The organism is Streptomyces sp. NPDC052036, from assembly GCF_040680495.1.
Taxonomy (GTDB): Bacteria; Actinomycetota; Actinomycetes; order Streptomycetales; family Streptomycetaceae; genus Streptomyces.
Window position 1 is genome coordinate 91,864 of record NZ_JBFAWW010000012.1, and the last position, 18,917, is coordinate 110,780.

General features: G+C 71.5%; 16 protein-coding genes and 1 pseudogene. 12 read left to right on the forward strand and 5 right to left on the reverse strand.

Features of this window, described 5'->3' with window-relative positions:
• Complete coding sequence (gene rpmB / locus AB0L95_RS18720) at positions 1-186, reverse strand: 50S ribosomal protein L28 (RefSeq protein ID WP_004924906.1); 186 nt, start codon at positions 184-186, stop codon at positions 1-3.
• A gap of 326 nt (positions 187-512) precedes the next feature.
• Here rpmB and AB0L95_RS18725 point away from each other — a divergent pair, with 326 nt between their 5' ends.
• Complete coding sequence (locus AB0L95_RS18725) at positions 513-2,288, forward strand: DAK2 domain-containing protein (protein ID WP_365162776.1); 1,776 nt, start codon at positions 513-515, stop codon at positions 2,286-2,288.
• Positions 2,289-2,443: 155 nt separating this feature from the next.
• Here the strand turns inward: AB0L95_RS18725 and AB0L95_RS18730 are convergent, their stop codons facing one another.
• Together AB0L95_RS18730 and AB0L95_RS18735 are read right to left on the reverse strand one after the other, a co-directional pair.
• A complete protein-coding gene (locus tag AB0L95_RS18730) occupies positions 2,444-5,362 on the reverse strand; it encodes a tetratricopeptide repeat protein (protein ID WP_365162777.1) in 2,919 nt (972 codons plus the stop codon).
• A complete protein-coding gene (locus AB0L95_RS18735; RefSeq protein WP_365162865.1) occupies positions 5,359-7,206 on the reverse strand; it encodes an HSP90 family protein in 1,848 nt (615 codons plus the stop codon). The genes AB0L95_RS18730 and AB0L95_RS18735 overlap by 4 nt, the downstream gene beginning before the upstream one ends.
• A gap of 171 nt (positions 7,207-7,377) precedes the next feature.
• On the opposite strand from AB0L95_RS18735, the gene recG reads away from it, so the two are divergent.
• From recG to mutM, 8 genes are all read left to right on the forward strand, one after another.
• Complete coding sequence (recG, locus tag AB0L95_RS18740) at positions 7,378-9,594, forward strand: ATP-dependent DNA helicase RecG (protein ID WP_365162778.1); 2,217 nt, start codon at positions 7,378-7,380, stop codon at positions 9,592-9,594.
• 170 nt (positions 9,595-9,764) lie between these two features.
• Positions 9,765-10,352 (forward strand): 16S rRNA (guanine(966)-N(2))-methyltransferase RsmD, encoded by a 588-nt coding sequence (rsmD, locus tag AB0L95_RS18745; protein ID WP_365162779.1) that lies wholly within the window; start codon positions 9,765-9,767, stop codon positions 10,350-10,352.
• A gap of 26 nt (positions 10,353-10,378) precedes the next feature.
• Positions 10,379-10,858 (forward strand): pantetheine-phosphate adenylyltransferase, encoded by a 480-nt coding sequence (gene coaD, locus AB0L95_RS18750; RefSeq protein ID WP_365162780.1) that lies wholly within the window; start codon positions 10,379-10,381, stop codon positions 10,856-10,858.
• A 122-nt stretch (positions 10,859-10,980) separates the two neighbouring features.
• A complete protein-coding gene (locus AB0L95_RS18755; RefSeq protein ID WP_365162781.1) occupies positions 10,981-12,045 on the forward strand; it encodes an ATP synthase F0 subunit B in 1,065 nt (354 codons plus the stop codon).
• A gap of 161 nt (positions 12,046-12,206) precedes the next feature.
• Positions 12,207-12,860: a YceD family protein gene (locus AB0L95_RS18760; RefSeq protein ID WP_365162782.1), complete on the forward strand. Its 654-nt coding sequence runs from the start codon at positions 12,207-12,209 to the stop codon at positions 12,858-12,860.
• Between the two features lie 2 nt (positions 12,861-12,862).
• Positions 12,863-13,036 carry a 50S ribosomal protein L32 gene (rpmF, locus tag AB0L95_RS18765; protein WP_007493396.1) on the forward strand — a complete coding sequence of 58 codons (174 nt, stop codon included), beginning with the start codon at positions 12,863-12,865 and terminating at the stop codon, positions 13,034-13,036.
• A 19-nt stretch (positions 13,037-13,055) separates the two neighbouring features.
• Entirely contained in the window at positions 13,056-13,886 is an 831-nt protein-coding gene (rnc, locus tag AB0L95_RS18770) for a ribonuclease III (protein ID WP_365162783.1), read from the forward strand.
• A 222-nt stretch (positions 13,887-14,108) separates the two neighbouring features.
• Entirely contained in the window at positions 14,109-14,984 is an 876-nt protein-coding gene (gene mutM / locus AB0L95_RS18775; RefSeq protein WP_365162784.1) for a bifunctional DNA-formamidopyrimidine glycosylase/DNA-(apurinic or apyrimidinic site) lyase, read from the forward strand.
• Positions 14,985-15,045: 61 nt separating this feature from the next.
• Here the strand turns inward: mutM and AB0L95_RS18780 are convergent, their stop codons facing one another.
• The gene (locus AB0L95_RS18780) at positions 15,046-15,432 is read right to left on the reverse strand and encodes a helix-turn-helix domain-containing protein (protein ID WP_365162785.1); all 387 of its coding nucleotides are present in this window, start codon (positions 15,430-15,432) and stop codon (positions 15,046-15,048) included.
• A 163-nt stretch (positions 15,433-15,595) separates the two neighbouring features.
• On the opposite strand from AB0L95_RS18780, the gene AB0L95_RS18785 reads away from it, so the two are divergent.
• Positions 15,596-16,180: a flavodoxin family protein gene (locus AB0L95_RS18785; RefSeq protein ID WP_365162786.1), complete on the forward strand. Its 585-nt coding sequence runs from the start codon at positions 15,596-15,598 to the stop codon at positions 16,178-16,180.
• Positions 16,181-16,367: 187 nt separating this feature from the next.
• Positions 16,368-16,868 (forward strand): DNA starvation/stationary phase protection protein, encoded by a 501-nt coding sequence (locus tag AB0L95_RS18790; protein ID WP_365162787.1) that lies wholly within the window; start codon positions 16,368-16,370, stop codon positions 16,866-16,868.
• 948 nt (positions 16,869-17,816) lie between these two features.
• Here AB0L95_RS18790 and AB0L95_RS18795 read toward each other — a convergent pair.
• Positions 17,817-18,287: a DUF6083 domain-containing protein gene (locus AB0L95_RS18795; protein ID WP_365162788.1), complete on the reverse strand. Its 471-nt coding sequence runs from the start codon at positions 18,285-18,287 to the stop codon at positions 17,817-17,819.
• Positions 18,288-18,436: 149 nt separating this feature from the next.
• On the opposite strand from AB0L95_RS18795, the pseudogene AB0L95_RS18800 reads away from it, so the two are divergent.
• Positions 18,437-18,895, forward strand: a pseudogene (locus AB0L95_RS18800) (site-specific integrase); the annotation flags it as partial.
• Between the last annotated feature and the right edge of the window lie 22 nt (positions 18,896-18,917).

Sequence of the window (18,917 nt, forward strand, 5' to 3'; positions counted from 1 at the left end):
TCAGCGCGAGACCTTGCCGGCCTTGATGCACGAGGTGCAAGCGTTCACGCGCTTCGGCGTCCCGCCCACCACGGTACGCACACGCTGGATGTTCGGGTTCCAGCGGCGGGGCGTACGGCGGTGCGAGTGCGAGATGTTGTTGCCGAAGCCCGGCCCCTTGCCACAGACGTCGCAGTTGGCAGCCACGGGTCACTCCAAAGACTTCAGATGCACTTACGGTTGATCCCGGCATGCCGGGATCGAGATCGTAGGATCTGAGTGGCTCTGCCAGGGGAAAGCCCGACCTGGATCGGGCAACCGGAGCAGCATACAACGGCTGCTCCCGTGCAACGAAACTACCACGGCCTTCCCGCCCTCTGACGCGCCCCCCGCTCGGGCCCCGAGCGGCTGTCGGCTCCGGGATCCGGCCGCGCCGAGGGTTCCCGGTGCCGGCGTGCGCCCGGCCCTCTTCCGGGCCGCACGGGCGCTGGGTCTACGCTGCGTCCCACGTCCAGCAGCTCAAGGAGGCGCAGGTGGCGCAGGTGCCGCAGCCATTGGATGCTCTCGCGGTGCGCACCTGGTGCGGTCTCGCGCTCAAGGCGCTGGGACAGGCGCGCGAGGAGATCGACGCGATCAACGTCTATCCCGTGGCCGACGGGGACACCGGCACCAACCTCTATCTGACCGTGGAGTCGGCCGCCGCGGCCGTCGAGGCGGTCTTCGCCGGGTACGAGGCGGGCGGCACCCAGCGTCCGACGCTCGCCGACGCGGTGCGGGCCATGGCGCACGGCGCGCTCATCGGGGCCCGTGGCAACTCGGGGACGATCCTCGCGCAGCTGCTGCGCGGCATGGCCCAGGTGCTCGCCGCCGACAGTTCGCCGGCTCACACCGACGCCCAGGGGCTGCGGCTCGCGCTCCGGCGGGCGGCCGACTCCGCCCGGGAGGCCGTCGCCCACCCGGTGGAGGGCACCGTGCTGACCGTCGCCTCGGCCGCCGCCGACGCGGCCACCGACGCGGCCACCGGCGCGGCCACCGGCGCGGAGGAGAACTGCGCCGGCGTCGCCCGGGCCGCGTACGAGGGCGCCCGGACCGCCCTCGCGGCGACCCCCGGTCAGCTGGCCGTCCTGGAGCGCGCCGGTGTGGTCGACGCGGGCGGCCGGGGTCTGGTGGCGGTGCTCGCGGCACTGGTGGAGACGTTCACGGGGGAGAGCCCGCGCGTGGCCGAGGGGCCGGGGCGCGGCACCCACACGCGCGGGGACGCCCACTCCGGCATGTCCGTCGACGACGCCCACGCGCGCGTGCACGGTGACGACATCTACGCGCGCGTGCACGACGATTCCCGGCATGTCTCCGAGGAGTGCGCCGGAGCCCCGGCGGACGAGGGCGGACCCGCCTACGAGGTGATCTACCTCCTGGAGGCCGACGACACGGCCGTGGCACGGCTGCGCCACCGCCTCGACGCGCTCGGCGACTCCCTGGTCGTGGTCGGCGGTGACGGGCTGTGGAACGTCCATGTGCACGTCGACGACGCGGGCGCCGCCGTCGAGGCGGGGGTCGAGGCCGGGCGGCCGTACCGGATCCGGATCACGCACTTCGCCGCCGGGGATGTGCACACCACCCGTGCCGGGCGCCCGCCGCGCGAGCCGGTCCAGCGTGCGGTGGTGGCGGTCGTGCCGGGCGAGGGACTGGCCGGGCTGTACCAGGAGGCCGGCGCGACCACCGTGCTCGCTCGCCCCGGGGAACCGCCGGCGAGCGGGGAGCTGGTGCAGGCGGTGCGGCGGGCGCACGCGCGCGAGGTGGTGCTGCTGCCCAACGACGCCGATCTGCGCCACACCGCGGCCGCGGCGGCCGAGCAGGCCCGTACGGAGGGCGTCCGCGTGGCGCTCATTCCGACCCGGTCCGCCGTGCAGGGCATAGCGGCGCTGGCGGTCCACGAGCCGGAACGGCGCTTCGACGAGGACGTCGTGGCGATGACGTCGGCGGCGGGGGCCACCCGGTACGCCGAGGTCACCGTCGCCGAACGGCAGTCCTGGACGATGGCGGGCATCTGCCAGGCCGGAGACGTCCTCGGCCTGATCGACGGCGATGTCGCGGTCATCGGCTCGGACGTCACGGTGACCGCCGAGACGGTCCTTGACCGCATGCTCGCGGCGGGCGGCGAGATGGTCACCCTGGTCCTGGGCGACGAGACCCCCGAGTCGGTCGCGACGCGCCTGGAGTCCCGGGTGCGCGAGACGTACCTGGCGGTCGACACCGTGGTCTACCGGGGCGGCCGCCAGGGGCCGCTGCTGCTCATCGGCGTGGAGTGACACCGCCCGGGGCCGCGCCGGCGCATCCGCCCACGCGGTGTTTCCGATAGCGGCAGGCGGTGCGCGTCTGCGCATCCGCCCACGCGGCGTCCCCGACAGCCGCAAACGGTGCGCGCCGGGTGCCCGTCCGTGACGACGGGCACCCGGCGCGGGCGTCACCGCTCCCGGTGCGCCTCGACGAACTCCAGCAGCCGTTCCGCCTCCGCCCGCCGAGCCCGGACCGTTTCGGCGTCGCCGTCCGCCGCCTCGGATCCCTCGTACGCCGACAGCACCGCACGCGCGCGTGCCGCCGCCGCGTCGGGACGGCGCAGGTCGGCCTCCAGCCGGCCCGCGGCCAGCTCGGCGCCGGTCCGGGCGTCGAGGGCGCCCGGACCGAGGGCCGCGAAGACCGCGACGGCCTCCGCGATGTGCCCGAGCGCCTCCGCGAAGGCCGCCCGCTGCGCCTCCCCGTCCGCATCCTCCCCGTCCGCGTCCTCCCCGGCAGAGCGGGCGATCAGCTCGCCGAACTGGCGGTGGGTGTGGCCGAGTTCGGTGGCCAGCCGGACCCGCGCCTCGTCGTCCTCGGGCGAGCCGGACTCACCCGCCCGGGCCGCCTGCGCCATCAGCTCCCGGGCCGCGTCCAGACCCGCCGGCTCGCGCGCGGCGAGCCAGGCGCGGGCGCGCAGGGCGCGCACCAGGCCATGGGTGTTGCCGAGGTCGCGCCACAGCTCGGCCGCGCGGGCGTAGGCCCGGTCCGCCTCCGCGGGCAGTTCCGCGTGCCCCAGCGCCTCCGCGGCCAGGTGCGCCAGCATGGCGTGGTCGCGCTGCTCCGGCCAGTGCCGGGCTGTCTCCGCGGCCTGCAGCCACCGTTCGGCGGCGGCGCGGTGCTCGCCCAGCTCCGTGTGGCAGTCGCCGAGCCACCACTGCGTCTGCACCAGCGCCCCGTCGCCATGTCTCTCGGCGGTCAGATCGGGCAGTGCCGACTCCAGCACCTCGGCCGCCTCCGCGAACCGGCCCTGCCGCAGCAGCAGACCGCCCAGCTGGTGCCGCGCCCACGCGCCCAGCGTCGGGCCCTCGCCCGCCTCGTCGGCCCAGTGCGCGGCCTGAAGGGCGTGCTCGGCGGCCTCCGCGAACCGCCCCGACGCGTCCAGCGCCTCCGCCAGCCCGAGGTGCAGCTGCGCCTGCCCGAACGGCTCCAGCTGCCCCTGGCCGTGCTCCAGGGCCGCGCGGGCCGCCCGCTCGGCGATCTCCGCGTCGCCGATCTGCCGGGCGAGGTGGGCCAGCCGTACCTCGTGCTCCACCGCGAACCACGGCAGGCCCGCCGCCACGTACTCCTCGGCCGCCCGTGCCAGCAGCTCCGCCGCCCTCTCCGCGTCCCCGGCGCGCCCCGCCAGCTCGGCGAGCATGCCCGTGGCCTCCGCGGCCCGGGACGCGAGACGCACCTCGGCCGTGTGCGGCTCGGCGAACACCAGCAGCTCCCGTACGGCCTCCTCGGCGGCCCCGGCGGAGCCCTCGTCCTCCTCCAGCCGGTGCATCAGGATGCGGGCGCGCCCCACCAGGACGGACGCCGTCTGCCGTACGCCCGTCCCGCCCTCCCGGAAGAGGGCGAGGGCCTCCTCGCTCAGTCCGGTGATCTCCTCCAGAGCCCGGTCGGCCTCGCCCGTCAGGGCGCGCACGAACGCGGCACGCGTGCGTGCCGCCAGCGCCTCACCGGGGTCGCCCGCCGCCGCGTACAGTCCGGCCGCGCGCTCGAAGACCTCGGCGCCCTGAGGGCCCCGGGCGATCGCCTCGTGGTCCACGAGCTCCGCATGGTCCCGGGGGTCCAGCTCATGGCCCTCCGCCGCGTGCGCCACCGCGGCCCACGCCTGAACGGCGTCCGGGTGAAGCGCCTCCGACAGCCGCCGCGCCTCCGCGAGCAGCGCCGGAAGGTCCGGCTGCACGAGCGGCGCGGGGGCCACTGGCGCCGGCCGCGGCGCCGGGCGGGTGGTCCGTACGCCGAGCGGCAGCCGGTCGACCAGGGGAGAGCGGTCCATCCGCTCCCGGGTGCCGTCACCGACGTAGGCCGTGCCGTTGCGCGCGTCGAAGCGGGCGGCGAGCGCCAACGCCTCCTCGCGCGCGTGGGCGGCGAGCTCCCGGGCGGTCCACTCCCGGTCCGCCGGTCCCGGCACCGCCTGCTCGCCGAACCCCAGCGCGACCAGCCGGTCCATCAGCAGCGTCACCACGGCCAGGAAGTCCAGCCTGCTGCGCGGCTCCCCGGAGTCCGTGAAGTACTGCGGGCGCTCGGCCAGGAGTTCCAGGCCGCGGGCCTCGTTGCCGGTCAGGGCGCAGAACTCCACGTGGTCCGCGTACGAGCTGCGCATGCTCTCCATGCCCCGCACGAGCCGGAACCCGCGCAGATGGTGGGCCCGGGCCTCGTCGAGACGGCCCAGACGCAGCAGCGACAGCAGCGAGGAGGCCAGTACGGCGTGCGGCTCGTGCGCGCACACGTACTCGCCCTCCAGCACCGGCGCCCACAGCTGCAGCGCCCGCTCGTCCTCACCCTTGTGCGCCTGCCACCACCCCTGGTCGTGCAGCTCGCACGCGTGGCAGTCGGCCATGGTGTCGCGGTCGGCGGCCAGCCACGCGGTGTACGCCCGTTCGGCGCGCGCCAGGTCCCCGACGTGCGCGGATACGCTGAACTCGGCGCTGCGCACGGCGCGTTCGGAGTGCCCGGCCAGCCGGTAGCGGTGCTCCATCTCGCCGAGCCACTTCTCCATGGCGGCGAGCGGGATGTGCGGCTGGCCCAGCATGCCCGCCGACATCCACTTGAAGACCCAGTGCAGCGAGTGGGTCTCGTACTCGTCGAAGTCCTCGGGGCGCTCGTCCCACATGCGCAGCAGACGCGCGAAGGGGACGAACATCTTGTCCTTCTCGGAGCTGTAGTTGTAGACCTTCAGCTGGTGCCCGAGCGCCTCGATCACGGCCAACGGGATGTTCAGCTTCTCCGCCTCCGCGAGCAGCTGCTCCGCGCGCGCGTTGCGCGCCGGGCCCTCCGGCTGCTCGTAGTTGTCCGCCATCGCCCGGCGCAGCGCGTCGAAGTCCATGACCCGGCTCATCGGGAGCCGTCCTTGGGGGAGTTGGGGTGGGTGGCCCATTCGAGCAGGCCGATGAAGGCGCGGTTGAGCAGGGCGGAGTCCGCCGGCCGCAGCGGGCGCTGGGCCATCAGCAGGGCCTGCCCGTAGAGGGACTCGGTGGCGGTGCCGATCAGCTCCGCGTCGCCCAGGGAGGCGATCCTGCGGATCAGCGGGTTGAGGTGGTTGAGGACCAGACGCGCGCGGGGCGCGCTGCCCCGCAGCGAACCGAGGATCCCCGCCCACAGGTCGTCGGCCTGCTCCTCGGCCTGGGCGCGCGCCTGCTCATGGCGGGCCGCCCGGTCGTCCAGATGCAGGGCGGGCACGGACAGGGGATGGAACGCGCGCAGGACGACATCGCAGCCGAGCGGGTCGAGCGTGGCACGCGCGGCGCTCAGGAAGCCCGCCAGGGCCAGTTCCTCGGCCGGGTCGACCGAGTCCAGATGGGCGGTCACGGTGTCCGCGTCCAGCTCCGCGACCACCGTCCCCGGGCGCGTCGACGGCAGCGCCTCCACCAGCTCGCTGTCGTAGGTGTAGCCGCCGTTGACCACGCCGATGCCCTGCGCGGAGGCGATCGGCGCGACCTGGCGGTACTCCTCCACCGTCCGGGTGAAGTGCACGACGGGGTGCCGCTGCGCGAACTCCTCCAGGGACAGCCGCCCGTCCGTGGTCTCGAAGGGGAGCCACGGCAGCATCGTGCGCAGCAGCTCCTTGTCGTGCCGCGCGAGCGACTTGACGCCCAGGTAGTGCACGGACAGGAAGGCGGCGAGCCGCTCGGGGTCGCCGGCCGCGAGTCCGGTCAGCCAGGACCGGATGCGCTCCCCGAGGGCGTCGCGCACGCCCGCCAGGGTCTCGTCCTCGTACAGCGACTCGCGCGAGGCCGTGGGCCGCAGACTGTCCGTGTCGAGCACACAGCGCACGAAGAACGCCCAGTCGGGCAGCAGCTGTTCGGCGCGCTCCGTCAGCAGCATGCCCTTCAGGTGCACCCGGTGGCTCGCCCGCTGTGCCGGGCTGACCGCGCTCGGCAGCACATAGGCCACGCCCCGGACCCCGGCGAGCGGCACGTCCAGGTCGATCGAGTCCAGCGGGGTGAATCCGAACAGGTCGTGACAGTGGCGGGCCAGGGCCACCCGCCGGCTCGCGGGGGAGGGGTACGCACGGTCCCAGGGCGCCGGGAGGTCCGTGATCGGCTCGTCGCCGACCCGCACGTCGTACGGCAGCAGCGATCCGAAATCCCGTGCCAAGGACCGCACCCGGTCCGCCGAGAGCCAGTCACCGGCGCCGGGACGTGCCACCAGGTGCACCGTGGTGCCGGGTTCGGGCCGGGCGTCCGACGGCAGCGTCCGTACGACGTACGACCCGTCGTCGGCGGCCGTCCACTCCACCGGGAGCGCGTCCGGGGTACGGGCGCTGCGGCTGACGACCCTGATGCGCTCGGCGACGACGAAGCAGGCCAGCAACCCGATGCCGAACTGCCCGAGGAAGCCGGAGCGGGCCTCCTGCAGCCCCTCGGCCCGCTTGGAGCTGCGCCCGATGGTGGCGAGCAGGTTGTGCACATCGGACTCGGTGAGCCCGACGCCGGTGTCCTCGACGCGCAGAGTGGCCCCGTCCGCGTACAGCCGGACCCGGGCCGGCGCGTCCGGTTCGTCGGCGCGGCGGGCGGTGATCGCGTCCACGGCGTTCTGCAGCAGCTCGCGCAGATAGACCTTGGGACTGGAGTAGAGGTGATGGGAGAGCAGGTCCACCAAACCACGCAGGTCGACCTGAAACGTATGAGGTGGCTGGGGTGACTGAGGTGCCTGGGATGCCTGTGAGGTCTGGGAGTCCATCGTCACGGCGCCGTGCGTGGGGGGACGGTCGACGGCGCGGGGTCGGGCGGTCCCGGTGGGGCGGTGACCGCGGGGCGAGCCGGGAAGGATGGGTCATCCTAGGCTTGGAGCCACCCCGCTGACCAGCGGATTCGCAAGACGTATACGGCGTTGTCAGTGGTGTGGTGTGCAATGGATCTCGTGCCCGCACCACAAGAACCGCTGAAGAAGGCGCTCGGACCCGCCACCGCGAAGGTGATGGCCGAGCACCTCGGCCTGCACACCGTCTCGGACCTCCTCCACCACTACCCGCGCAGATACGAGGAGCGCGGCCAGCTCACCCACCTCGCCGACCTGCCGATGGACGAGCATGTGACGGTGGTGGCCCAGGTCGCCGACGCCCGGCTGCACAGCTTCGCCTCGGCCAAGGCGCCCCGCGGCAAAGGCCAGCGCCTGGAGGTCACGATCACCGACGGCAGCGGCCGGCTCCAACTGGTCTTCTTCGGCAACGGCGTGCACAAGCCCCACAAGGAACTCCTGCCGGGCACACGCGCGCTGTTCGCGGGCAAGGTCTCCGTCTTCAACCGCAGGCTCCAACTGGCCCATCCCGCCTACGAGCTGCTGCGCGGCGAGGACGACGTGGCCGAGACGGTCGACAGCTGGGCGGGCGCCCTCATCCCGATCTACCCGGCCACGGCCAAGCTGGAGTCCTGGAAGATCGCCAAGTCGGTGCAGACGGTCCTGCCGAGCGCCCAGGAGGCGGTCGACCCCCTGCCGGACTCCCTGCGCGCGGGCCGGGGCCTGGTCTCCCTCCCCGAGGCACTCCTCAAGGTCCACCGCCCGCACGACAAGGCGGACGTCGCCCAGGCCCGCTCCCGCCTCAAGTGGGACGAGGCCTTCGTCCTCCAGGTCGCCCTGGCCCGCCGCCGCCACGCGGACGGCCAGCTTCCGGCGGTGCCCCGCGTCCCCGCCCCGGACGGCCTGCTCACGGCCTTCGACGAGAAGCTCCCCTTCACCCTCACCGACGGCCAGCAGAAGGTCTCCCAGGAGATCTTCGCCGACCTGGCCACCGAGCACCCGATGCACCGACTGCTCCAGGGCGAGGTCGGCAGCGGCAAGACCCTGGTCGCCCTGCGCGCCATGCTCGCCGTCGTGGACGCGGGCGGTCAGGCCGCCCTGCTGGCGCCCACCGAGGTGCTCGCGCAGCAGCACCACCGCTCGATCGTCGAGATGATGGGGGAGCTGGCCGAGGGAGGGATGCTGGGCGGCGCCGAGCAGGGCACCAAGGTCGTGCTGCTCACCGGCTCCATGGGCGCGGCCGGGCGGCGGCAGGCGCTGCTCGATCTCGTCACCGGGGAGGCCGGGATCGTGATCGGCACGCATGCCCTGATCGAGGACAAGGTGCAGTTCCACGACCTGGGCCTGGTCGTGGTCGACGAGCAGCACCGGTTCGGGGTGGAGCAGCGCGACGCGCTGCGCGGCAAGGGCAGGCAGCCGCCGCATCTGCTGGTCATGACCGCGACGCCGATTCCGCGGACCGTCGCCATGACCGTCTTCGGCGACCTGGAGACCTCCGTCCTCGACCAGCTCCCGGCCGGGCGCTCGCCGATCGCCAGCCATGTGGTGCCGGCCGCCGACAAACCGCACTTCCTCGCGCGCGCCTGGGAGCGGGTGCGCGAGGAGGTCGCCAAGGGCCATCAGGCCTACGTCGTCTGCCCCCGTATCGGCGACGACATCGACGAGCCCGGCGACCCGAAGAAGGCCGCGAGGTCGCCCGAGGACGAGGCGGAGAAGCGGCCCCCGCTCGCCGTGCTCGACGTCGCCGACCACCTGGCCAAGGGCCCCCTGGAGGGTCTTCGGGTCGAGGTGCTGCACGGCCGTATGCACCCAGACGACAAGGACGCGGTGATGCGCCGCTTCGCCGCCGGCGAGGCCGATGTCCTGGTCGCGACGACAGTCATCGAGGTCGGGGTGAACGTCCCGAACGCCACCGCGATGGTGATCATGGACGCCGACCGCTTCGGGGTCTCGCAGCTCCACCAGCTGCGCGGCCGGGTGGGCCGTGGCTCGGCGCCCGGTCTGTGCCTCCTGGTGAGCGAGATGCCCGAGGCGAGCGCGGCACGGCAGCGGCTGAACGCGGTCGCCTCCACCCTGGACGGCTTCGAGCTCTCGCGCATCGACCTGGAACAGCGGCGCGAGGGCGACGTCCTCGGCCAGGCCCAGTCGGGCGCCCGCACCTCGCTGCGCGTGCTTGCGGTCATCGAGGACGAGGAGATCATCGCCGAGGCCCGACAGGAGGCCACCGTGGTGGTCGCCGCAGACCCGGAGCTGGAAGGGCTGCCCGGTCTGCGCACTGCCCTTCAGGCGCTGCTGGACGAGGAGCGGGAGCAGTACCTCGAAAAGGGGTGAGCGGGAGGAGACGGGACGCCGAGACCGGGAGCGGAGGTGACCACGGTGGCCGGAAGGCCGCGGTGAACCGGCGGAGCCCGAGCACCGACGGCCGCCGGGCTGCGAGACTGGAGGAGTACACCCGCCCTGGACACAGGGCTTCCGCCCGCACACCGACAAGGACCGCAGAGATGACCCGCGTGATCGCCGGCCGGGCCGGCGGACGCCGACTGGCCGTCCCGCCGGGCAACGGCACCCGCCCCACCTCCGACCGGGCGCGCGAGGGCCTCTTCTCCACCTGGCAGTCCCTCCTCGGCGGCCCCCTGGAAGGCGAGCGGGTCCTCGACCTGTACGCCGGCTCGGGCGCCGTCGGCCTGGAGGCCCTGTCCCGTGGCGCGGGGCATACCCTCCTGGTCGAGGCCGACGCCCGTGCCGCCCGCATCGTCCGCGAGAACGTCAGGGCGCTCGGCCTGCCCGGCGCCGAGGTCCGGGCGGGCAAAGCGGAACAGATCATCCGCACCCCGGCACCTGAACAGCCGTACGACCTCGCCTTCCTGGACCCGCCGTACGCGGTCTCCGACGACGATCTTCGCGAGATTCTCCTCACACTCCGCGCGGAGGCCTGGCTCGCGGCCGACGCCCTCGTCACCGTGGAGCGCAGCACCAGAGGCGGAGAATTCCGGTGGCCGGACGGCTTCGAGGCGATCAGGGCCCGTCGTTACGGGGAAGGGACGTTTTGGTACGGTCGCGCCGCCTCTACGTGCGAAGACGCACGATGACCGGACCGGAGAGCGAGGGATCACAAGTGCGCCGCGCCGTTTGTCCCGGGTCGTTCGACCCGATCACCAATGGACACCTCGACATCATCGCCCGCGCGTCCAAGCTGTACGACGAGGTGTACGTCGCAGTGATGATCAACCAGTCCAAGAAGGGCCTGTTCGAGATCGACGAGCGGATCGAGCTCATCCGCGAGGTCACCGCCGAGTTCGGCAACGTCGTGGTGGAGTCCTTCCACGGCCTCCTCGTCGACTTCTGCAAGCAGCGCGACATCCCCGCCATCGTCAAGGGTCTGCGAGCCGTCAGCGACTTCGACTACGAGCTGCAGATGGCCCAGATGAACAACGGCCTCACCGGTGTGGAGACCCTCTTCGTCCCCACCAACCCCACCTACAGCTTCCTGTCCTCCTCGCTCGTCAAGGAGGTCGCGGCCTGGGGCGGAGACGTCTCCCACCTCGTGCCGCCGCTCGTCCTGGAGGCCCTGGGCAAGCGCCTCGGCAAGGGCTGAGCGGACCCGGGGCGCAACCCCCGTTTCCTGACAGCCCGTCAGCCGGTGTCGGCCGGAGCGGAAGTGGCCGTACAGTCGACCCGTCCGTCTCCAACACAGCTGTAGAGAGTGGCGAGCACACGGTGGACGTGCAGAAGAAGCTCGACGAGATCGTCTCGATGGTCTCCAGCGCCCGGTCCATGCCCATGTCGGCCTCGTGCGTGGTCAACCGCGCCGAGCTGCTCTCGATGCTCGAAGAGGTGCGCGCGGCCCTGCCCGACTCCCTGGCCCAGGCCCAGGAGCTGATCGGCGACCAGGAGCAGATGGTCGAGCGGGCCCGCCAGGAGGCCGAGCGGATCATCCAGGGCGCGCACGCCGAGCGCGGTTCCCTGATCTCCGACACGGAGGTCGCCCGCCGCTCACAGAACGAGGCCGACCGCATCCTCGCCGAGGCCCGCCAGGAGGCCGAGGAGGTCCGCGCCGAGGCCGACGACTACGTCGACTCCAAGCTCGCCAACTTCGAGGTCGTCCTCACCAAGACCCTCGGTTCGGTCGGCCGCGGCCGGGAGAAGCTCCTCGGCACCGGTCCCGGCCTCGACGAGCAGGGCTTCGAGGACGAGGACGCCCCCGAGCGCAGCCACGACCCCGAGACCCTGCGCCGGGACGCCGACGCGTACGTGGACGTCAAGCTCGGCGCCTTCGAGGCCGTGCTCGCCAAGACCCTGGAGGCCGTCGGCAGGGGCCGGCAGAAGCTGCACGGCCGGATCGCCACCGACGACCTCGGCGCCCTCGCCGACGACCTGACCACCGTCCAGCACTCCAGCGACGCCGACTACCTCGCCGACCTCGCGGCCCTCGCCGACACCCCGGCCCAGGCCCCCGCGGCGCCCGCCCAGGCCCCCGCGATCCCGGCCCAGCAGAACCAGCCCGCCTACGCGCAGCAGCAGGATCCGTACGGATACCAGCAGACCGACCAGTACGGCTACCAGCAGACCTACGCCCAGCAGGACGCCTACGGCTACCAGCAGGCGGACCCGTACGCCGCCTATCCCCAGGCACAGGCGTACGACCAGCAGGCGGCGTACGATCAGGGCCAGGGGCACGGTTACCCGCAGGGCAACGCCCTCGACGAGACCAGCCTCTTCGACACCAGCATGATCAGCGCCGAGCAGCTCCGGGCCTACGAACAGGAGCGCGGCGGTCACTGAACGTGCCGGACGCACGGGTTCCCAGGCGTCCGGGTGCACCGGATTGGGCCGTGAGGGAAAGGTCCAGTATCCTGGCTCTTCGGTCGCGCGTACCCTTCGCGATCCACGCTGCCCGGAACATCACGGAACAGCGTCCCTGAGCTTCGAGACCGAAAGCAGGAATGGCTCTGAACGCCCGCCTCGACCACCGCAACCCCCTCGTGTTCGACACGCACGAGCTGGGGCGGCGTCCTGGTGCGCAGCTGCGCCTGACCCGCACGGTCGACGCCCCCAGGGACTTCGGTATCCAGGGGGTCATCGGAGTGCCGGAAGGCGCCCCGGTGGAGCTCGAACTCCGGCTCGAGTCGGTCATGGAAGGGGTGCTCGTCACAGGCACCGCCCGTGCATCGGCCGAGGGGGAGTGCGTAAGGTGTCTGGAGCCGCTGGAGCTGGAGCTCGAAGCGGACTTCCAGGAGCTGTTCTCGTACCCTGACGCCGACGACCGGGGCCGCGTGATCGCGGAGCCGGGCGACGACGCCGAGGACGACGAGGACAGGTTCTTCCTCGAGGACGGACTGTTCGACCTCGAACCTCTGCTGCGCGATGCGGTGGTGCTCGCACTGCCGATGCAGCCGGTGTGCCAGGAAGACTGTTCGGGTCTGTGCTCCGAGTGCGGAGCGCGGCTCACGGACGACCCGGACCACCATCACGACGCCGTCGACATCCGTTGGGCGGCACTGCAGGGACTCGCCGGTTCACTCGAAGACGGCGAGAAAGACGAGATGAGCGGCGGCGTGCTTCCATCAGCACACGTCGACGAGAAGCAGGAGAAGTAGCCGTGGCTGTTCCGAAGCGGAAGATGTCGCGCAGCAACACGCGCCACCGCCGGTCGCAGTGGAAGGCTGCGGTCCCCACCCTGGTTGCGTGCGAGCGCTGCCACGAGCCGAAGCTGCAGCACATCGCGTGCCCCTCGTGCGGCACCTACAACAAGCGCCAGGTCCTCGAGGTCTGATCGGCTGGTGAGAGGTCTGATGTCTGACGCCCAAAACAGTCCTCGCCGTAGCGGGGGTGGTTCGGCGGACAACACAGCCTCGTCCCACACGCTTCTGGAAGGGCGGCTCGGCTACAAGGTCGAGTCCGCCCTTCTGGTGCGCGCGCTGACCCACCGTTCCTACGCGTACGAGAACGGCGGTCTGCCGACGAACGAGCGCCTGGAGTTCCTCGGGGACTCCGTTCTTGGCCTCGTCGTCACGGACACGCTGTACCGCACCCACCCCGACCTGCCCGAAGGCCAGCTGGCCAAGTTGCGGGCCGCGGTGGTCAACTCGCGTGCGTTGGCGGAGGTGGGCCGCGGGCTCGATCTCGGCTCCTTCATCCGGCTGGGCCGGGGCGAGGAGGGCACGGGCGGCCGGGACAAGGCGTCCATCCTTGCCGACACCCTCGAAGCGGTGATCGGCGCTGTCTACCTCGACCAGGGGCTGGACTCGGCGGCGGAGCTGGTGCACCGCCTGTTCGACCCGCTGATCGAGAAGTCCTCGAATCTCGGTGCCGGCCTGGACTGGAAGACCAGCCTCCAGGAGCTCACCGCGACCGAGGGGCTCGGTGTGCCCGAGTACCTGGTCACGGAGACCGGCCCGGATCACGAGAAGACCTTTACTGCTGCTGCCCGCGTCGGAGGCGTCTCGTACGGCACCGGCACCGGCCGCAGCAAGAAGGAGGCGGAGCAGCAGGCCGCGGAGTCGGCCTGGCGCTCCATCCGCGCTGCCGCGGACGAGCGAGCCAAGGCGGCGGCCGAGGCGGGGTCCCCCGACGGAGCCGACGAATCCGTCACGGCCCCGTCGAGCGACTCGGCCACGGCCTGAATCCTTCACCGGACCCCGCCCCGGCGTCACCGCCGCGGCGGGGTTCGTTTTTTCGGTGCGGTGTCCCGGGGGCCGTCTCCTCGGGCTCTGCCCGGTCCGCTTCCCGGGTCCCGTCTCCTCGGGACCGGTCGCTCAGGCCGGTCGCCCGGGGCGGGCCCGTCGGCCGCTCATGCCGAGGTACGCTGCGGACGTCGCCCCCGTTCCCTCCTCCCAAGGAGCCCCGTGCCCGAGTTGCCCGAGGTCGAGGTCGTGCGACGCGGTCTGGAGCGCTGGGTCGCCCACCGGACCGTCGCCGACGTGGAGGTGCTGCACCCGCGCGCCGTCCGCCGGCACGCGGCGGGCGGCGAGGACTTCGCGCACCGCCTCAAGGGGCAGCTCCTCGGCGCCCCGAGCCGCCGCGGGAAGTACCTTTGGATCCCGGTCGAGACGACGGGTACGGCGATCCTCGCCCACCTCGGCATGAGTGGCCAGCTCCTCGTCCAGCCGCACGGCGCCGGCGACGAGAAGCATCTGCGCATCCGCCTGCGGTTCGACGACGGCCTCGGCACCGAGCTGCGCTTCGTCGACCAGCGCACCTTCGGCGGGCTCTCGCTGCACGACACCACCCCCGACGGGCTGCCCGACGTGATCGGGCACATCGCCCGCGACCCCCTGGACCCGCTCTTCGACGACGCCGCCTTCCACGACGCCCTGCGCCGCAAGCGCACCACCATCAAGCGGGCCCTGCTCGACCAGTCCCTGATCAGCGGCGTCGGCAACATCTACGCCGACGAGGCCCTGTGGCGCTCCGGCGTCCACTACGAGCGCCCCACGGCCCCCTTCACCCGCCCGCGCACGGCCGAACTCCTCGGCCATGTACGGGACGTGATGAACGCCGCGCTCGCCGTCGGCGGCACCAGCTTCGACAGCCTCTACGTCAACGTCAACGGGGAGTCGGGCTACTTCGACCGGTCGCTGGACGCGTACGGTCGCGAGGGCCTGCCCTGCCGGCGCTGTGCGACACCCGTGCGCCGCCGCCCCTGGATGAACCGGTCCAGCTACTTCTGCCCGAAGTGCCAGCGGGCGCCGCGCATCGCGACGCCGCGCGTGATGCCGTAGCAGCACTCCACCCCGTCGGGAAGCGCTCCGCGTCGCAGGAAAGCGCCCCCCCGCGGCGGCTTCAGTCCGTGCGGGCCTCGTCGTAACGACGGCGGGCCTCCAGCACGTCGTCCATCCGGTCCTCCACGAAGTGGATGAGGTTGAGCAGCCGCTCGGCCACCCCGTGACCCAGCGGGGTCAGCTCGTAGTCCACGCGCGGGGGGTTCGTCGGCTGGGCGTCACGGTGCACCAGACCGTCGCGCTCCAGCGCGTGCAGGGTCTGGGACAGCATCTTCTCGCTCACCCCGTCGACCCGGCGGCGCAGCTCGTTGAAGCGGAACGAGCCTTCGTGGAGCGCGCCGAGCGTCAGCGCCCCCCAGCGTCCCGTCACATGCTCCAGCGTGCTCCGCGACGGGCACGCCTTGGAGAACACGTCGAACGGGAGGTTCTCCTGCTGCGTGGTGGTCATGACCGAAGCGTACTCCAGCGCAGCGCTAACTTTCTGGTTGCACTAACTAGAAGTTAGTGCTTTCCTTTGGTTATCGCAGGGCCGAGGGACGGCACTCCGCTGCGTCCTTCGCCCCTCGTCGTCCCCTTGCGGACGCCCTTCCCTTCCCACGAGGAGTACCTACGTGACCACCGCTGTTGTCGCCATCGCCTACCATTCCGGCCACGGCCACACCGCCGTCCTCGCCGAGGCCGTGCGCGAAGGTGCCGCCGAGGCCGGAGCCCAGGTGCACCTGATCAAGGTCGACGAGATCACCGACGAGCAGTGGGCGGCCCTCGACGGATCCGACGCGATCATCTTCGGCTCGCCCACCTACATGGGCACCGCGTCCGCCCCCTTCCACGGCTTCGCCGAGGCCTCCTCCAAGCGCTGGTTCACGCAGGAGTGGAATGACAAGCTGGCCGCCGGCTTCACCAACTCGGGGTCCAAGAGCGGCGACAAGCTGCACACCCTGCAGTTCTTCCAGATCCTGGCGGCGCAGCACGGCATGAACTGGATCAGCCTCGGACTGCACCCGGGCTGGAACAACAGCGCCGGCTCCGAGCACGACCTCAACCGCCTCGGCGTCTTCCTGGGCGCCGCCGCGCAGACGAATGTCGACGAGGGTCCCGAGGGCGTCCACAAGGCCGACGTGGAGACCGCCCGTCACCTCGGCCGCCGCGTCGCGGAGACCGCCCGCCTCTTCGCACTGGGCCGCGCGGCGGCGTAACTCCCGGATGCGGCCGTGCCCCCGCCCGGGAACAACCGGACGGGGGCACGCCCCTGGGTCATCTCCACCCGAGCGGATCAGGCGCACTGGCGACGGAGGGAGACCTCCGTAGGCTCGATCGCGTAGGCAAACGACGAGCCCTGGTTCCAGGGCGTCGCTGTGCGGTGCTTTCGCAAGGAGACACGCCATGACCGCTTCCCCCGGAGGTTCCCGGCGTCCGGAGGCCGACGTCGCCGGATTCGCGGCCTCGCCGCAGCTGACCCGAGCGTTGCAGCAGATTCTGGTGGACCTCGTCGAACTGCATCTCCAGGGGAAGCAGGCCCACTGGAACGTGGTCGGCCACAACTTCCGGGATCTGCACCTGCAACTTGACGAGATCGTCGACGAGGCCCGGGAGTCGGCCGACACCATCGCCGAACGCATGCGCGCTCTCGAGGCCTGGCCGGACGGGCGCACCGACACCGTAACGGCGACCACCACCCTCCCCGCGTTCCCGGAGGGAGGGCAGAGTGTGAGCGCCGTCGTCGATCTTGTCACCGCACGCCTGCGCGTCACCGTCGATACGTTGCGCACCCATCATGACCAGGTCGACAGCGAGGATCCCTCCACGGCCGACCTGCTGCACGCGATCATCGACTCCCTGGAGAAGTACGCCTGGATGGTCAGCGCAGAGAACCGATCCGCCTGACCCTCTTGCCTACGCTGCCCCTGAACGCGAAAACCCGGGCACCGCACGGGTCGAGTGCGGTGCCCGGGTCCTGGTGCCCGGTGACGGCCCAGCGCGACTCCTGGGCTCTGACCTGCGGTTGTCTCAGTAACCGAAGAAGTGAAGGGCCGGGTCCCTGACCTGCGTCCGTCTCATCGATCAACGCTGCGACCTGCGACTTAGCTGTCGGCGTTGTCAGCGTTGGCCGTCGTTGAGTGCCCCCGCACGGCCCAGAGGCGGCCCGAGCGGGGGGCGCGCTGTGCCCCTGGTTACGGGCGGTGCGGTCGTTGAGGGCATCGGTCAGTTAGCTGGTCAGACCGCCTCGCGCGGCCCCACCGCCTGGCAGTCAGGCATGGATGTCAGTCTCCCTCGCCGTGACCTCGCGCAACAGCTCGGCGAGCCTGTGCAGTTGCTCCTGTCGTGCTCGTTCGACGTCGCGCCTCGCCTGTCGTGCGTCAGCGATGTACATCAATGTGCAGCCAACGCCAGCGGCGAGCCACAGCGAAGCGTGGATGAAGGCGTGTTGGTATACGCGGCGGATGCCTATGGCGTAGGCGCCGAGACATATCAAAAGCTCAGACCATCGGTTTATCGCATCGGCGTTCCGCTTGAACCAGCGTTCCTGCGTAGCGTTAGGCCTACTCAACTACCCCACCTTGTTCGTTGGTCCTCTGACGGCCGATAGCGGGGCTCACCAGGGTCGACAATCCGTAGCTGTCCGCCTGTGCGAATGTCCGGGTCGCGTTCGCGATCGGTGGGGCCGCAGTGGCAGAGGATATCCGAGGGCGGCGTAGCGACTTTGGCCGGGAGTTTCAATGACCCAGTTACGGCAGCTATCTACAGCTGCCGTACCAGTCAAGCGCCGCCGCGCTCGGATATCGGAGCACCACGTGGGGGACACGGGCCTCACCTCGCGCCCTCTGCCGCGCTCTACGGCTCACCCCACTCGGGGATGCACATCATGCGGTGAGCCGGCACTACGGGTTCGCTCGGCAATGGATCGATTCCACCGACCCGTACAGCCACGATGTCCGTGGGGATGGGGGACGACCGGTCCGGAAGCCTCGCCAAACGCCACCTGAAGGCCTCTGGGACGTCTTTGGCGGGTAGTTCCACCATGGCGAGGCTGACCCACCGGTCGTAGTTGGTGGGGTACACGCGAATCAAGGCGCCGCATTCCGGGCAAACCGGTGGCTCGATCCATGTCGTGTTGTCGGGGTCGGGGTCCGGTCTGGGCGCGGCTGTAGCCCCATCGGCTTCGGCCATCTCGTTGGCGAGGGTGTTCCAGCACCTCTCGCAGTATCTCGCCATGAGGCCGAATCGTCCGCGCTCACGCACGGTGTGACTGGTCTCCCCGCAGCGGTGGCATACGAACTGGTCACGATCCCGAATCGCCCCCATGCGTTTGAGTGTGAGCGAATCCGACCGGGTCCTAGTAGGTCGCGATTTGGCCTCATTTGGCGATCACGTAACCACCTACCCCAACCCACCATCCTCCCCAGCTCACGCCACTACGGACCCGCAGTCGAGAACGGTGCCCCATCCATCCCGTGCGGGCACCGCGCTTGGAGCCTCGCAAGGTCAAGCCGTGGCCGACCGAGCGAGTCATGGCCGTGCGTTCGGAACTGCCGGATCGCTATAAGGCCCTGGTCAACGTCGCGGCCGGATGCGGTCTGCGTCAAGGCGAGGCCTTTGGCCTGGCTGTGGAAGGAGCGTGACGTTCCTCTGGCTGAGTCGGTCGCCCTCGCGCCGGCCGGTCACCTCAAGCGCTATCCCGCCACGAAGATCACACTGCCTGGGAAGACCCTCGACGGTCCGCCCGTCACCGCATCGCTGATCTTCACTGCGCGCTACGGCACTTCTAGGCCTCGGTGCTGCTGGACGCGGGGGAGAGCATCAAGACTCTCGGTGAGTATCTGGGCCACCATGCCCCCGGCCTCACGCTGCGGACATACACGCACCCGATGCCATCGAGCGGGACGCGGACTCGGGCCGCCGTGGATCGCGTCGTCGCGACGAGGTACCCACGAT

Bases quoted from the DNA above. Each gene is read 5' to 3' on its own strand.
- AB0L95_RS18760 (WP_365162782.1), top strand. From the start codon at position 12,207: ATGGCTCTGAACGCCCGCCTCGACCACCGCAACCCCCTCGTGTTCGAC.
- rsmD (WP_365162779.1), top strand. From the start codon at position 9,765: ATGACCCGCGTGATCGCCGGCCGGGCCGGCGGACGCCGACTGGCCGTC.
- recG (WP_365162778.1), top strand. From the start codon at position 7,378: ATGGATCTCGTGCCCGCACCACAAGAACCGCTGAAGAAGGCGCTCGGA.
- AB0L95_RS18795 (WP_365162788.1), bottom strand. From the start codon at position 18,287: ATGGGGGCGATTCGGGATCGTGACCAGTTCGTATGCCACCGCTGCGGG.
- AB0L95_RS18780 (WP_365162785.1), bottom strand. From the start codon at position 15,432: ATGACCACCACGCAGCAGGAGAACCTCCCGTTCGACGTGTTCTCCAAG.
- AB0L95_RS18730 (WP_365162777.1), bottom strand. From the start codon at position 5,362: ATGAGCCGGGTCATGGACTTCGACGCGCTGCGCCGGGCGATGGCGGAC.
- AB0L95_RS18790 (WP_365162787.1), top strand. From the start codon at position 16,368: ATGACCGCTTCCCCCGGAGGTTCCCGGCGTCCGGAGGCCGACGTCGCC.
- rnc (WP_365162783.1), top strand. From the start codon at position 13,056: ATGTCTGACGCCCAAAACAGTCCTCGCCGTAGCGGGGGTGGTTCGGCG.
- AB0L95_RS18735 (WP_365162865.1), bottom strand. From the start codon at position 7,206: ATGGACTCCCAGACCTCACAGGCATCCCAGGCACCTCAGTCACCCCAG.